This is a genomic window from Humitalea sp. 24SJ18S-53 (assembly GCF_050632385.1).
Lineage (GTDB): Bacteria > Pseudomonadota > Alphaproteobacteria > Acetobacterales > Acetobacteraceae > Humitalea.
Window position 1 is genome coordinate 2,517,344 of sequence record NZ_CP192599.1, and the last position, 14,462, is coordinate 2,531,805.

General features: G+C 67.9%; 12 protein-coding genes. 8 read left to right on the top strand and 4 right to left on the bottom strand.

The annotated features are described in order from the left end of the window. Positions 1-23: 23 nt before the first annotated feature. Complete coding sequence (locus tag ACQW02_RS12150) at positions 24-1,217, bottom strand: fatty acid desaturase (protein WP_431285505.1); 1,194 nt, start codon at positions 1,215-1,217, stop codon at positions 24-26. 713 nt (positions 1,218-1,930) lie between these two features. Here ACQW02_RS12150 and ACQW02_RS12155 point away from each other — a divergent pair. The 8 genes from ACQW02_RS12155 to ACQW02_RS12190 are packed head-to-tail and all read left to right on the top strand — an operon-like array spanning position 1,931 to position 9,824. After that, positions 1,931-3,307 carry an MmgE/PrpD family protein gene (locus tag ACQW02_RS12155; protein ID WP_431285506.1) on the top strand — a complete coding sequence of 459 codons (1,377 nt, stop codon included), beginning with the start codon at positions 1,931-1,933 and terminating at the stop codon, positions 3,305-3,307. Then, positions 3,298-3,762 (top strand): tripartite tricarboxylate transporter TctB family protein, encoded by a 465-nt coding sequence (locus ACQW02_RS12160; RefSeq protein ID WP_431285507.1) that lies wholly within the window; start codon positions 3,298-3,300, stop codon positions 3,760-3,762. The genes ACQW02_RS12155 and ACQW02_RS12160 overlap by 10 nt, the downstream gene beginning before the upstream one ends. A gap of 13 nt (positions 3,763-3,775) precedes the next feature. Next, on the top strand, positions 3,776-5,266 hold the full coding sequence (locus ACQW02_RS12165) for a tripartite tricarboxylate transporter permease (protein WP_431285508.1): 1,491 nt from the start codon (positions 3,776-3,778) through the stop codon (positions 5,264-5,266). Between the two features lie 30 nt (positions 5,267-5,296). Next, complete coding sequence (locus ACQW02_RS12170) at positions 5,297-6,271, top strand: Bug family tripartite tricarboxylate transporter substrate binding protein (RefSeq protein WP_431285509.1); 975 nt, start codon at positions 5,297-5,299, stop codon at positions 6,269-6,271. Positions 6,272-6,274: 3 nt separating this feature from the next. Further along, the gene (locus ACQW02_RS12175) at positions 6,275-7,018 is read left to right on the top strand and encodes a sulfite exporter TauE/SafE family protein (protein WP_431285510.1); all 744 of its coding nucleotides are present in this window, start codon (positions 6,275-6,277) and stop codon (positions 7,016-7,018) included. Positions 7,019-7,035: 17 nt separating this feature from the next. Further along, positions 7,036-8,424 carry an MmgE/PrpD family protein gene (locus ACQW02_RS12180; protein WP_431285511.1) on the top strand — a complete coding sequence of 463 codons (1,389 nt, stop codon included), beginning with the start codon at positions 7,036-7,038 and terminating at the stop codon, positions 8,422-8,424. Beyond that, complete coding sequence (locus tag ACQW02_RS12185) at positions 8,414-9,157, top strand: SDR family NAD(P)-dependent oxidoreductase (RefSeq protein ID WP_431285512.1); 744 nt, start codon at positions 8,414-8,416, stop codon at positions 9,155-9,157. The genes ACQW02_RS12180 and ACQW02_RS12185 overlap by 11 nt, the downstream gene beginning before the upstream one ends. 4 nt (positions 9,158-9,161) lie before the next feature. Beyond that, positions 9,162-9,824, top strand: coding sequence for a GntR family transcriptional regulator (locus ACQW02_RS12190; RefSeq protein WP_431285513.1), 663 nt, complete (start codon positions 9,162-9,164; stop codon positions 9,822-9,824). On the opposite strand, the gene ACQW02_RS12195 is transcribed toward ACQW02_RS12190, so the two are convergent. From ACQW02_RS12195 to ACQW02_RS12205, 3 genes are read right to left on the bottom strand one after another with little or no spacing between them, the layout of a single operon-like run. Continuing rightward, the gene (locus tag ACQW02_RS12195) at positions 9,814-11,196 is read right to left on the bottom strand and encodes an MmgE/PrpD family protein (RefSeq protein ID WP_431285514.1); all 1,383 of its coding nucleotides are present in this window, start codon (positions 11,194-11,196) and stop codon (positions 9,814-9,816) included. The genes ACQW02_RS12190 and ACQW02_RS12195 overlap by 11 nt on opposite strands. Positions 11,197-11,256: 60 nt before the next feature. Then, a complete protein-coding gene (locus tag ACQW02_RS12200; protein WP_431285515.1) occupies positions 11,257-12,408 on the bottom strand; it encodes an acyl-CoA dehydrogenase family protein in 1,152 nt (383 codons plus the stop codon). Next, positions 12,405-14,462: an acetate--CoA ligase family protein gene (locus tag ACQW02_RS12205; RefSeq protein WP_431285516.1), complete on the bottom strand. Its 2,058-nt coding sequence runs from the start codon at positions 14,460-14,462 to the stop codon at positions 12,405-12,407. The genes ACQW02_RS12200 and ACQW02_RS12205 overlap by 4 nt, the downstream gene beginning before the upstream one ends.

Sequence of the window (14,462 nt, forward strand, 5' to 3'; positions counted from 1 at the left end):
CCGCCTCCCCCGTCCTCCCCCGCTCAGCGCCCGATCGTTTCCGGCGCTGTGACGGACAAGGTCGCGAGGTTGCGGTCCACCGCACGGACCAGGCCCCAGTTTTCGAAATAGCCGGCCGGGAAGCCGGGCGAGCCCTGGTCCAGGTCCTGCTGGCGCGCGTGGATATAGGTGGTCCAGCGCCGTGTGGCCGGGCGGCGGTGGTGGAAGTCATGGCATGGCGCATCGCCGACCAGCACGAAGAGCCGGACGAAAAGCTGCACCGTCAGCATATCGGCCCACCACAGGCCCCAGGCCAGAAGGCCGGCCGCCGTCGTCGCCCGTTCCAGCGGCGGGGCACGGCCGGGGAAGACGCCGGCCGTCGCGTGGCAGACGAAATCCTTGTCCCGCGTCGCGATCAGGGCCGGTTCGGGGAAGCTGTGTTCGCACAGGATACGAAAGACCGTCGCGATCTGCAGCAGGACCGTGACCGGCAGGATCCAGACCAGGGCAAAGAGCCAGAAGGTCCCGGTGGCCAGGGACAGCGCGATTGCCGCGGTCCAGGCAACACGGCCCGGCCAGTCATGCGCGGCATCCCCGGTGATCAGGCTGGCGCGCACGCGGCGCAGCAGGAAGCGGGCGTGAAACCGGGGGGAGATCAGGTTCACGATCACCCGGCGCCACAATTCCTGCTTGGACAGGCCTGGTTCCAGGCCGCACATGCCCATGACGAAATCGGCGAATTCATCTTCCTCGGTCAGCAGCTTCTTGGCGCTGTGGTGCAGCATGTGTTCGTGCTGGTAGTCGTCGAAGCGCTTGAACAACAACAGCGCGGAGATGAGCCGGCCCGCCCTGCGATTCGCGTCGCGCGTCGCGAAGACGGTGCCGTGGGAGCAATGGTGGAAGATGACCACCTGAAACAGTCCCAGCCCGCAGCAGGTGGCGAGCAGCCCCGCCGGCACCAGCAGCCAGGCCGCGGCGGGCGCGCCGGTCAGCAGGAACGGCACCAGCGCCAGCAGGCATCCACCGAACGTCCAGGCCAGCGAACCCACGACGAAACTCATCGCGCTGCGCGGGTTTGGGGCTTCGCCCATCGCCGGCCTGGCGGTCAGCCAGGTCAGGAAGGGCTGCACGAAGCCTGGCAGGCGGGCGGCCATGGCATCGCGGGGCGATACGATCTCGCGCGATGTGAAGGCCGCGGTGTGCAGGTCGCTAACGGTTTGCGTGTGCTGAATGAACATGAAGGCGTTCCTTTTGGTTGACCTCAGTCTGGTATTTCGAGAGGAAGATTGCTTGATCTAAACGAAATTAACCGATTTACGGCGTTCGGCGACGCCCCTATTTCTGTCTTGCGATTTTTACGCGGAGGCGTGGCTTTCCATCGGCGATGGCCTTTGGCGGCGGGTCGCTTTGGAGGTGGTGTGGGGTCAGGCCGGCGTCTGGCGCATGCACCCGCCGGGACCCGCTCCTTCGCAGAACGCAGCAGGTCGACCACGAAACGCAGACAAACCGCAATTTTATCGGGTCGGCCAGGAATGGGCGCCGGAACGGCATCGGGGGCGCATGCCCCGGAATCCGGTCCAGGTCAGGCATGCCCGTGCACGCGGAAGCACAGTGTCCAGCCGGCCAGAACTCGTTTCATTTAACGAAAACGCTCCAATCCCGTGCAGCTTTCGTAATGGAAAATCCAATCACTGAGAATCGTTCTCGGAACGAGGCAGATGAAAGTTGATGGCGATTGGACGCCGGACAGCCCCCTCCTGGGCAGTCCCGGCGGCAGGAATGTGTTGAAAAGCCTGTGCCAGGAAGAAAAAAATAAACATCGCAGTGCCGGCTGACCTACCGCGAGCCCGGCGGCTTCACGCGGCGGGACGTATACATCTGCATACATCTACATTAGCCTCCCACCTCAAGCGGCCGAGCAAAGGCACGCAAGGGGGAGGAGCGAACCACGATGGTTTCGTCGCAGAATGCCTATGGCGTGGCCGCGCTCGACCTGGGCGTCACCAAGGCCCTTGGAGCCTTCATCGCCGGCATCCGCTTCGACGCCCTGCCCGCCGCCGTGGTGCATGAGGCCCGGCGTGGCGTGCTGGACTGGATCGGCTGCGCCCTCGCCGCCAGCTGCCACGACACGATCCGAATCCTGCTCGACACCTTCGCCGACATCGGATCGGCCCCGCGCGCCCATGTGCTTGGCCATGGCGGGCTGAAGATCGGGCTGCTGGAGGCGCCAATCGTCAATGGCCAGATGGGCCATCTGCTCGACTTCGACGACACCCACATGGGCGGGGTGGTGCTGCACACCAGTTCGCCGGTGCTGGCAGCGCTGCTGGGCCTGGCCGAACGCGCGCCGGTATCGGGCCGCGACCTGATCGCGGCCTATGTGGGCGGGTTCGAGGCCGGGGTGCGGGCGGGTCTGGGCGCGCCCGCGCATCATGACGGCGGCTGGCACCTGACCGGCACCTTGGGTGCCATCGCGGCCGGGGCGGCCGGGGCGCGGTTGCTCGGGCTGGATGCCGCCCAGACCAACCACGCGATCGGCATCGCCACGACCCAGGCCGCGGGAATGCAACAGAACCGCGGCACGATGTGCAAGTCGCTGCATGCCGGGAAGGCTGCCAATAGCGGCGCGCTGGCGGCGCTGCTGGCCGCACGCGGCTTCAACTCTTCGGTCGAGATCCTTGAGGGCAAGCGCGGCTTCACCCGCATCTACAGCACCCAGTCGACGCCGGAGCGGATCACCGAAGGGCTTGGCGAGCGCTGGGAAATCGCCCGCAACGGCTACAAGCCCTATGCCTGCGGCATCGTGCTGCACCCGCTGATCGACGCCATGATCGCGCTGTCGCAGAACGCCGCCCTGCCCGCCGAGGCGGTCGCGCGGATCGAGCTGTCCGTCCACCCGCATGCCGTGAAGATCACCGGCGTGGACGATCCGCGGTCGGGGCTGATGTCGAAGTTCAGCATCAACCACTCGGCCTCGGTGGCCTATCTGGATGGGACGGCTGGTATCGCGCAATACTCCGATGCGCGGTCCGGCGCCGCCGATGTCTTGGCGTTCCGGCCGAAGGTGCAGGTCACCACGGTCGATGCCTTCGGCAAGGACCAGGCGCATGCGACCTTGATCGCGACCGACGGGCGACGGTTCGAAGCCCCGGTCGCGCATGCCAGCGGCACCGTGAAGAACCCGATGTCCGACGCGGCGCTGGAACGCAAGTTTTTGGGGAATGTCGCCGATATCCTGGGGCCCGATCGCGCGCGGCGGATCGCCGACCGGGTCTGGGCGCTGGATGCGCTGGATGATGTGCGCGACCTGGTCGTGCTGTGCGCCTGACCCGCCCTGACGGGAATGTGGTGGCGGGCCTGGCGCTGGCGGGCCTTGGCGGCTTCATCGCCATGCGCGCCGGCAGTTGGGACCTGATGGGGCCGGACGGGCCTGGGCCTGGCTTCTTCCCCTTCGGCTACGGGCTGCTGATGCTGGGGCTGTCGGTGGCACTGGTGGTCCAGGCCAGTATTCGTGCGTCGCGCGCAAAACATGCTGCGCCGGATGTGGCGGGCCACCTGCGCGCGCTGCTGACCTGGGCGGTCTTTGCCGGCACCGCGGTGCTGATGCAGTGGATCGGCTTCGTGGCCGGCTTCGCGGCGCTGACGGTGTTCATCGTGATCTATGTCTTCGAACGCCCCTGGCGCAGCGCGGCCCTGGTCGCGATCGGCTGCGCCGGCGGATTTTGGCTGGTGTTCACACAAGTCTTGGGCGTGGCGCTGCCAGCCGGGCCATGGGGCTTCTGATGGAGGCGCTTCCGTGGACGTCCTGAACGGCCTGGGGCATGGCTTTGCCGTCGCCTTGCAGCCGATCAACCTGGGCTGGTGCTTTGTCGGCTGCTTCCTCGGCACCATCGTCGGAATCCTGCCGGGGCTGGGGCCGGCCGCGACGATCGCGCTGCTGCTGCCGCTGACCTATGGGATGGATCCGACCGGCGGCATCATCATGCTGTCGGGCATCTATTTTGGCGCGAAGTATGGCGGTTCGACGACATCGATCCTGCTGAACATTCCGGGCGAGGCGTCGTCTGTCGTCACCTGCCTGGACGGGCACCAGATGGCGCGCAATGGGCGGGCGGGTGCGGCGCTGGGGATCGCGGCGATTTCCTCCTTCATCGCCGGCACGTTCGGGATCGTCGCGCTGACGATGATGGCGCCGCCGATCGCCGCCTTTGCCCTGCGGTTCAGTTCGCCCGAATATTTTGCCTTGATGGTGCTTGGCCTGTCGCTCGTGGTGGTGCTCGGCGGTAATTCGCTGATCAAGGCGCTGCTGTCGCTGCTGTTTGGGCTGTGGCTGACGAGCATCGGCACCGACCTCTTCACATCGCAGAGTCGCTTCACTTTCGGCTCCTCCTTCCTGATCAGCGGCATCGACTTCATGGTCATCGCCATCGGCGTCTTTGCCATCGCCGGGGTGCTGGAAAGCATCCAGGCGCGGGAGGAAAACGAGGTGCTGCCGGTGCCGAACACCTTGCGCGAATTGCTGCCCTCGCGCGCGGAGTTGAAGGCCTGCCGCTTCGCCTTCGCCAATGGTTCCATCGTCGGCTTCCTGGTCGGCGTCCTGCCGGGAGCCGGGTCCTCGATCGCGTCCTTCATTGCCTATGGCATCGAGAAATCCGTCTCCCGGCACCCGGAGAAATTCGGCACAGGCGTGCCGGAGGGTGTCGCGGCGCCCGAGGGGGCGAACAATGCCGATTCCGGCGGCGCGCTGGTGCCGCTGCTGACGCTGGGCATCCCGGGCGGCGGCACCACCGCGATCCTGTTGTCGGCGCTGGTGCTCTGGGGTGTGCGGCCTGGTCCGCTGATGATGCAGGAATCGCCCGAGGTGTTTTGGGGCCTGGTCGCCAGCCTCTACATCGGCAACCTGATGCTGCTGGTGCTGAACCTGCCGCTGGTGCCGTTGTTCGCGCAGATCCTGCGCATTCCGCTATTCGTGCTCTTCCCGATCATCTTCGGGCTGGCGTTGATCGGCGCCTACAGCGTGTCGGACAACATCATGAACCTGGTGCTGTTGTCGGGGTTTGGGCTGCTTGGCTACGCCATGGCCAAGCTGGATTTCCCGACGGCGCCGCTGATCCTGGGCTTTGTCCTGGGCGATGCGATGGAACGCGCGGTGCGGCAGTCGCTGACCATGTCGATGGGCGATCCCGTCATCCTCGTGGAGCGGCCGATCTCGGCGGTGATGCTGGGCCTGGCCGCTGTTATCCTGCTGGCGCCGTTGCTCGCGGGGTTGCGACGGCGGCGCGCCTAGCGGATCGCAAGACAGGCAAGGGAGAAAACAATGAAAAGACGCCACCTGATTGTCGCCACCGCCGCGAGCACCATCGCCGCACCACGCCTGGCCCGCGCCGCCTGGGTGCCGACCCGCCCGATAGAAATCGTCGCCCACAACGGCCCCGGCAGCGGACCGGACGTCTTTGCCCGGGCGCTGGTTACCACCTTGGAGCAGGAACGGCTGAACCCTGTCCGCATGCAGGTCACCAACCGTGTCGGCGGCGGTGGCGCCACGGCCATGAACTACATCATCGACAAGCGCGGCGACCCGCATGTGCTGGGCGTCTATACCAGCCTGTGGTTGTCGCTGCCGCTGGTGCAGGCTGATGCCAGGGCGTTGGCCACCGACATGACGGCCATCGCGCGCATCGCGATCGAACCGGCACTGCTGGTGGTGCGGGCGGAATCGCCCTACCGCACCCTGCCCGCCCTGATCGATGCTGCCCGCGCCCGCCCGGGCCAGATCCGCCAGTCGGGCGGTTCGGTCACGGCGCGCGACAACCTGGTGCGGCAATTGCTGATGGCCAATACCGGCACACGCTGGGCCTTCATCTCCTTCCCCAGCGGCGGCGAACGCATGGCGGCACTGTTGGGCGGCCATGTGGACCTGATGATCGCCGAACCCAGCGAAGCCGGTGAACAGGTCCGTGCCGGCCGGCTGCGTGTGCTGGCCCAGGTAGGGGAAGCCCGCCTGCCCGGCTTCCCCGACGTGCCCACCCTGCGCGAGGCGGGCTTTCCCATCACCGATGTCGTGCAGGCGCGCGGGTTGGTGGCGCCGCCCGGCATCCCGGCCGAGGCCGTCGCCTATTACCAGGAGCTGTTCCAACGCATGAGCGACTCCGCTTCCTGGCAAAAATACCTGGCGGACAACCAGTTCCAGGGCGCCTGGCTGTCGGCCGCCGATACCGGGGCCTTCTTCGTCAACTACCAGACGCAGTTGCGCGCGATCCTGACGGAGGGCGGCATTCGCGTGGTGCGCTAACTCATGGCGATCGACATCCTGCCCGCGCTGCTGGTCGGCGCCTGTGCCTATCTGACCGCCATCATCGGCGGGCTGGCGGGCTATGGCACCGGCTTGCTGATGCCGATCGCGTTGGTGCCGATCATCGGCGCCGCCGCGACGGTGCCGATCCTGGCGGTGTCGGGGCTGTTCAACAACGCGACGCGGCTCGTGGTGTTTCGCGACCGCGTCGATTGGCGGCCGGTGGTGCCGCTGACCCTGGCCGCGATCCCCGCCTGTTTTGCCGGGGCCGCATTGTTCACCGTGCTGAGCGGCCAGCAGGTGGCGCTGCTGCTGGGCGTGACCTTGATCATCATGGTCCCGGCGCGACGCTGGCTGGCGGGGCGGCGGCTGAACGTCGGGCCGGTCGGGATCATGGGGCTTGGCGTCCTGTATGGGCTGGTCACCGGCGGCACGCCGGGTGGCGGCGTGGTGCTGATCGCGGCCTTGTTGGCGATCGGGCTGCCGGCCTCGGCCGTGGTCGCGACGGATGCGGCGATCTCGCTGGTCGTCGGCCTGGTCAAGGTCGCGACTTTCCAGGCCCTTGGCGAACTGCCGCCGGGCGCCTGGGCGCTGGCCCTGGTGGTCGGGGGCATCAGCATCCCTGGCGTGATGACGGCACGCTGGCTGAGCACGCGGATGAGCCTGCGGCTGCACACCGCCCTGCTGGACGCGGCCATCCTGACGGGCGGCACCTTCCTGGCGTTGCGTGGGTTGGGTTGGACATGACGGAAGGAGCATCGCGCATGGCCGAACCGATCCTTTCCACCGAGATCATCCGGCTTTCGACCTACATCGCCGAGGCGGCCGACCGGCCGCTGCCCGATGCGGTCATGCGCAAGACCCGGCACCATGTGCTGGACACGCTGGGCGCCATCGTCTCCGGCACGCAATTGGCCGCCGGGCGCCAGGGCTCGCGCTTCACCGCCGCGACCGGGGGCCTTGGCGAGGCCCTGGCGGTTGGGGCCGGGGTGCTGCTGCCGGCGGCCCAGGCCGCCTTCGCCAATGCCATGGCTGGGCATGCCGACGAGACGGATGATTCGCACCTGGCCGGCCGCTGCCATCCGGGCTGCGCCATCCTGCCCGCGGCGCTCGCCGTGGCCGAACGCCAGGATACCGATGGCGCGGCGCTGCTGCGGGCCGTGGCGCTCGGCTACGACATCGCGGTGCGGGTGAACCTGGCGATGGGGTTTTCCGCGCCCGCCAAGGCGCGGCACAGCACCCATAGCATCGGCCCGGCCTTTGGCGCGGCGGCGGCGGCGGCATCGCTGCTGCGCCTGGATGCGCGCCAGGTGCGGCACATGCTGTCCTACAGCGCGCAACAGGCGTCCGGCATCCCCTTCTGGAACCGCGATCCCTACCACGTCGAAAAAGCCTTCGATTTCGCCGCCATGCCCGCGCGCAACGGCACCCTGGCGGCGCTGATGGTCGCGTCCGGTTTTACGGGGGTCGAGGATCCCCTGGCTGGCCAGCACAATCTGTTCGCGGCGTTTGCGGAACGCCCCGATCGCGCGGCGCTGATCGACGGCCTGGGCGAGCATTTCGAAATCGACCGCGCGGCGATCAAGCAATGGTGTGTCGGATCGCCCATCCAGGCGGTGCTGGATGCCATCGTGGCACTGACCGGCGGCGCGCCGCAGTCGCCGGAGGCCATCGGCGCCATCACCATCACCATGCCGGACGACCGCATCCATATCGTCGACGACCGCAGCATGCCGGATGTCTGCGTGCAGCACCTGGCGGCCGTGGCGCTGCTGGACGGCACCGTCAGTTTTGCCGCCGGGCATGATGTGGCGCGGATGCGCGATCCCGCTGTGCTCGCGATGCGATCGAAGATGGTGCTGGTGCCCAGTGCCGCGCTGACCGCGGCCGTGCCGGCGCGGCAGGCGATCGTCGCGATCACCGGCCCGGACGGCACGGCGCGTTTGCACCACGCACGCGCGGTGCGCGGCACGCCCGAAAACCCCATGACCGATGCCGAGGTCGAGGCCAAGGCCTTCGACCTGATGGCGCCGCTGCTGGGCGCCGAACGCGCCGGCAGGCTGGTCGCCGCCCTGCGCGGATTGGATGCCACGACACGGGTGCGCGACCTGCGCCCCTTCCTCATGCTCAAGGAGATCGACGATGGACGATAAGCCGATGCAGGGTCAGGTCGCACTGGTGACCGGCGGCGTCCGCCGGATCGGGCGCGCCACGGCACTCGCCCTGGCCGCCGAGGGTGCTGACGTCGTCCTGCACGCACGCTCCTCGCGCGCCGAGGCGGATGCCGTCGCGCGTGAGGTCGAGGCGTTGGGGCGCCGCAGCATGGTGGTGCTCTGCGATGTCACCGACGAGGATGGCGTGGACTCGATGATGGCCAGCATCGACGCGGCATTCGGCCGGATCGACATCCTGGTGAACAACGCGGCGATGCGTGGCGAGGATCCTTTCCTCGACATGAGTTTTGCCCGGTGGCGCGAGATCACCGGGACCATCCTGGATGGCGCCTTCCTCTGTGCCCGCGGGGCGCTGCGCCGGATGGTGCCGCGGAACTACGGCCGGATCATCAACATGGGCGGTTTCAGCGCGCATGTCGGCGCGGCGGAACGGGCGCATGTGGTCGCGGCCAAGGCTGGCGTCGTCGGGCTGACCCGCGCCTTGGCGGTGGAATTCGCGGGGCATGGCGTCACGGTGAACTGCGTGGTGCCGGGAAAGATCGGCGGCAAGCGTTCGGCCGGATCGGGCAAGGGGATCGCGGGCATGCCGATCGTCGGCCGCGAAGGCGTGCCGGAGGATGTGGCCGAGGTGATCCGCCTGCTGTGCCGGCCGGCATCGTCCTTCATCACCGGCCAGTCCATCCATGTGAACGGCGGGCTGTTCCTGAACTGACGTCATGCCCCGCGAACCATCCGGGTCCGATGCCGGCGTTTCGCGTGCGGCGTTCGTCTATACCCACCTGCGCAACGGCATCTTGAGCGGGCTGTACCGTCCCGGCCAACGCATCCGGGAAGTGCATCTGGCCGAAACGCTGCAAACCAGCCGCACCCCCGTGCGCGAGGCGATCCGGCGGCTGGAAGCCGATCGGTTGATCGAGGATGTGCAGGGCCGGGGATTGGCGATCGTCGCGCTCGACGAACAGCGCGTGCGCGAATTGTATCAGTTCCGCGCGGGGCTGGAGGCGAGCGCAGCGGAAATCACCGCCGGCCAGGTGTCCGAGATCGACCTGGCCAACTTGCGTGAGGCGTTGGAGGATATGCGCGCGGCAGCCGATAACCCCGTCGTCGCGGCGCGGCTGAACCGGCGCTTCCACCAGGCGATCTACCACGCCGCACGCAACAGTTTTTTGGCCAATGCCATCGCGACGATGGAGGTGTTCATGGCACTTCTGCCGGGCACGACCTACCAGACGCCCGGCCGCATGTCGGAGGTGCTGGGCGAACACGATGCCATCCTGGACGCCATCGCCCGCCGCGCACCGGCCGAGGCCGCCGCCGCGGCCCGCGCGCATATCCAGCAGGCAGGCCGCTTCCGCCTGCGGATGATGTTCAGCGCATAGTCGCGCCGCGCAGCACGGCGAAATCGGCAAGCCCGCCCAGGCCCAACAAGGCCTGCAACAGCGCTTCCGACACCGCATCCGGCACCGCGGCGAAGCGTGTGTTGGCGCGGTATTTCGCCAGGATCTCCGACTGCGACAGCGGCTGTTGCGCGCCGCCGCGCAGGCAGGGCTGGCGCGTTTCGACCACGCGCCCGTCGTTCAGCGTGGCGCGGACGTGGCCGGTGTAGTTCCTTGGGTATTCATTGGCCGGATCGACCACGTAGGTGACCTTCGCGGCGAGCGCGAGAATGCGCGGATCGGCGATGCGATCCTCGGTGAACTGCGCCAGCCCGGCATCGCCGTCGACCAGGGCCACGGCGATGCAATAGGGCGTGCTGAACTTGGCGCCATAGGCTGTCGGCGGCGCCTGCTTCAGCGCAAGCGGCGCCCAGAGCCGATGCACTGTGCCCTCGCCCACCTCGCAAGTGATGCTGGCGATGTCTTCCGGCGCCACACCTTGGGCGCGCAAGGCCAGCGCGGCGTCGATGAAGGGCTGCGTCATCGTGCCGCAGGCATAGGGCTTAAACGCCAGATCCGCCGCGACCCAGCGCGACCCCAGCGCATCCACGATCGGCGCGAAATCGGCCTTCAGCGACGGCGCGAAGGATTTGTACAGCCCGTGCGTGCCCTCGAACACCGTGCGCGGGCCGTCAAAACCCGCCCGCGCCAGCATGGCCGCGCGCAACCCCGCCTGCGCCGCCCATCCGGCGTGGAAGCGCTTCGTCGAAGACCCATCGGCCAAATATTCGATGATGCCCGACGACGCGCTGCCGGCGATGCCGAAGGCATGCGTCAACTGCGCCACGTTCAGCCCCATCGCATGCCCGCAAGCGCCGGCCGCCGCCATGGTCCCCAGCACCGACGTCGGATGGAACCCGCCCGCATGCACACCCTTCTGGGCCACCAGGCCCAGGCGACAGATGATCTCGATCCCGACCGCCATCGAGGCCATCACCTGCGCGCCCGACAAGCCGTCGCGTTCGGCCAGCGCCAGGATCGCCGGCACGATCACCGCCCCGGAATGCACCGGACAACCCTCAAAGGTGTTGTCGAAATCCTCGCCATGCGCGGCAACGCCGTTGACGAAGGCCGCCCCGCCCGCATCCAGCCGGCGTTCGTGCCCCAGCACAGTGCAGGGGCCATCGGCATCCCAACTGTCGCGACAGGCCACGGCATAGCCCTCGTGCCGCGCCGAGAGTGAAAGGCCGACGGTATCGACCGCCGTGGCCACGACCTGGTCCCGCACATTGCCCGGCACGTCGGCGACGGTGACGCCGCTGATCCATGCGGCAAGCCGCTGCGACACGGACGCGCCCTTCACATCTTCGGTCATGCTTGTCTCCATCCCAGACCGCCGAGTGAAGCCGAGCGCCGCCGCGCCGGCAAGGCGATGTCAGGGCTGGCGACGCAACTCCCGGCGCGCGATCGCCATGCGATGCACCTCGGTCGGGCCTTCGTAGATCCGCATCAGCCGAACCTGCTGGTAGAACAGGTGCAGCGGCAATTCCCTGGTCATGCCCATGGCGCCATGCGTCTGCATCGCCTGGTCCAGCACCTCCTGCGCCGTCTCCGTGGCAAAGACCTTGATCATCGAGGCCTCGGCCCGCACATCGCCTCCGGCGTCCAGCTTTTCCGCCGCCGATTGCGTCATCAGGCGCAGCGCATGCAGCCGGATGGCCGCATCGGCGATCCACCACTGGATCGCCTGACGATCCGCGAGTTTCACGCCAAATGTCGTGCGCTGATTGGCGTGGCTGACCATCATCTCCATCGCGCGGCGAATAATCCCGGCGCAGCGGGCGCCGAGTTGCAAGCGCCGGATGTTCAGCCGCAACTGCATCGGCGCGTAGCCCTTGCCGAGCTCGCCCAAGACCTGGCTCTCCGGTAGGCGGCAATCCTCGAGCACCAGTTCATAAGTGCGCCGCCCACCAATCATCGGGATTTCCCGTTCGATGATGAAGCCGGGGGTCCCCTTGTCCACGAGGAAAGCCGTCATGCCCTCCTCGCGCTTGCCCTGGCCCGTGCGCGCCATGACGATGATGAAGTCGCAATAGGGCACGCGGCTGACCCAGATCTTTCGCCCGTTCAACACCCAGTCGTCACCATCCTTCACCGCGCGGGTGATCATGCCGGCCGGGTCGCCGCCGGCGCCGGGTTCGGAAATGGCGATGGCCGATTTCGCGCGGCCTTCGGCATAGGGCACCAGGTAGCGCTCGCGCTGCTCCGGCGTGGCCGCCGCCATCAGCATGTGCAGGTTGGGGGAATCCGGCGGGAACTCGAAGGGCACGATGGTGCGGGAAACCTCTTCCTCCACCATCAGCCGCGTCACGGCGGGCAGGTTCACACCGCCCATCTCCTCCGGCACATCCAGGCCCCAGAGGCCGAGTTCGCGGCATTTCTCCAGCAGCGGCGCTTCTTCCTCGTCGGTCAGCGCGTATTTGCCGCCAGCGGACTCGCGCGCCAGCACGGCGGCTTCCAGCGGCATCAATTCGCGATCGACGAATTTCCGCACCATATCCTGCAACATGCGGGCTTCGTCGTTCATGGGTGCACGTCTCCAAAGGCGACCAGGCCGTCCACGGCGACCGCGCCGCGGCCCTCCGCGCGGATGATCAGCGGGTTGATTTCGGCTTCCTGCACCTTGGGCAGCAGCGCCAGGTTGGACAGGGCGACGATGGCATGGGCCAGCGCCGCGACATCGCCGCGCGGCAGGTTGCGGAAGCCTTGCAGCATGCGCAGTTCCGGCACGGCGGCGATCATCTCCCAGGCGGTATCCAGATCGACCGGCGCGATGCGCAGGGCGTGGCTGGCACGCAATTCGGCCAGCACGCCGCCCATGCCGAGCATCACCACCGGCCCGATCTCCGGATCGCGGCGGAAACCCAGGATGACCTCCGCCAGGCCCGTCTGCATCGCCGCCACCAACACGCCGCGGATGCGCGCTGTCGGGAATTTCCGGGCGGCCGTCGCCAGGAATTCCGTGACCACCGCGGCGATGGGCGCATCGCCCTCGATATGCAGCCGCACCAGGCCCGCATCGGTCTTGTGCAGGATGTCGGGCGACAGGAGTTTCACGGCGCAGCGCCCGGCGATGCCGCGCACCTGGTCGGGCGCGGTGACGACCTGGGTCTGCGCGACTTCGATCCCCATCGTCGAAAACAGCGCGCAGGCCTGCACCTCGTCAAACACCTCGGCGCTCTCCACCTGCGCTGCCGCAGCGGTGACATCGACCGCGGGCGGCACCTCGCGCGGCGCTTGCCAGGTCAGGTAGGCGTGCAGCGCATCGGCGCAGGTTTCCGGGCTGCGGAAGGCGGCGACACCGGCCTCATCGCTGATCCGCAGCGCCTCATCCGCCTGCGGCGCGCAGAAGACCGCGATCGGCTTGCTGCCGTCGTAGACCGACAGGATGTTCTCATTCACCTGCCCCGGCCGCAGCCGCGACGTCGAACCCAGCACGCCCACCACCACATCGCAGTGATCCGACGCCACCAGGTCCCGGAACACTCGCGCATATTCGCCAGGCGCCCCACCCATCGGCAGGTCGATCAGCGGCGAGTCCGAAACACCATAGGTCTCCTGGATGGCCGGCGTCGGCGGCACGACCTCGATACCAAGGCTGCCCAGCCGATCCACGATCATCGCCGCCCCACCGCCGGTGCCGGTCAGCACCGCTACGCGGCGGCCCTTTGGTGGGCTGCGCCCCAAAACCATGCGCGGCAATTCGACCAGCCCATCCAGCGTATCCACGCGCAGGATGCCGTGTTCGCGAAAAAACGCATCGGCCAGTTCGTCGCCACCGACCATGGCACCGGTATGCGACACCGCGATCTGCCGACCGAGTTCGGACCGCCCCAGTTTATAGGCGATGACCGGCTTGCCCAGCACATGCGCCCGCCGCGCCGCCCGTGCCAGCGCCGGCGCATCGCGAAAGGTCTCCATGAACAGCAACAGCAGTTTGGTCGCCTCATCCTCGACGATCAGTTCCGCCAGTTCGCCGACACCCAGGTCACACTCATTGCCGACCGACACGATCTTCGCGAAGGACAAGCCGCGCGCCCCGGCACGCGACAAAAGCGCGCCCATCATGCTGCCGCTCTGCGACACCAGCCCGAGCGGGCCGGGACGCAGGACCTCGGCCTCCACCGCCGCATTGTTGGTGATCGGCACGCCATCGGTGACGTTCACCAGCCCCAGGCAATTCGGCCCGATCAACCTCAGCCCGCCGGCCCGCGCCACCGCGACGACGCGGTCCTGCAGGGCGCGCCCCGCGTCACCCATTTCGGCAAAGCCGGCGCTGTAGATGGTCGCGACGCGCACGCCCTTTTCGATGCAGCCCTCGATCGCCGGCAGCACGGCCGGTGCCGGCACCATGACCAGCGCGTGGTCGATCGGCCCCGGCGCGTCGCGAATATCGGGATAGGCGGCATCGCCGAAAATCTCCGCGCGGCCGGGATTGATGGGCAGGATGCGCCCGGCATACCCAGCCTTGTGCAACACCCGCTGCGCGCGCGACGTGTTCTTCTTCGGATCGGCGGAGGCGCCGACCAGCGCGATCGCACGCGGATGGAACAGGGCCTGCCCCAGGTTGAGATCGACCAT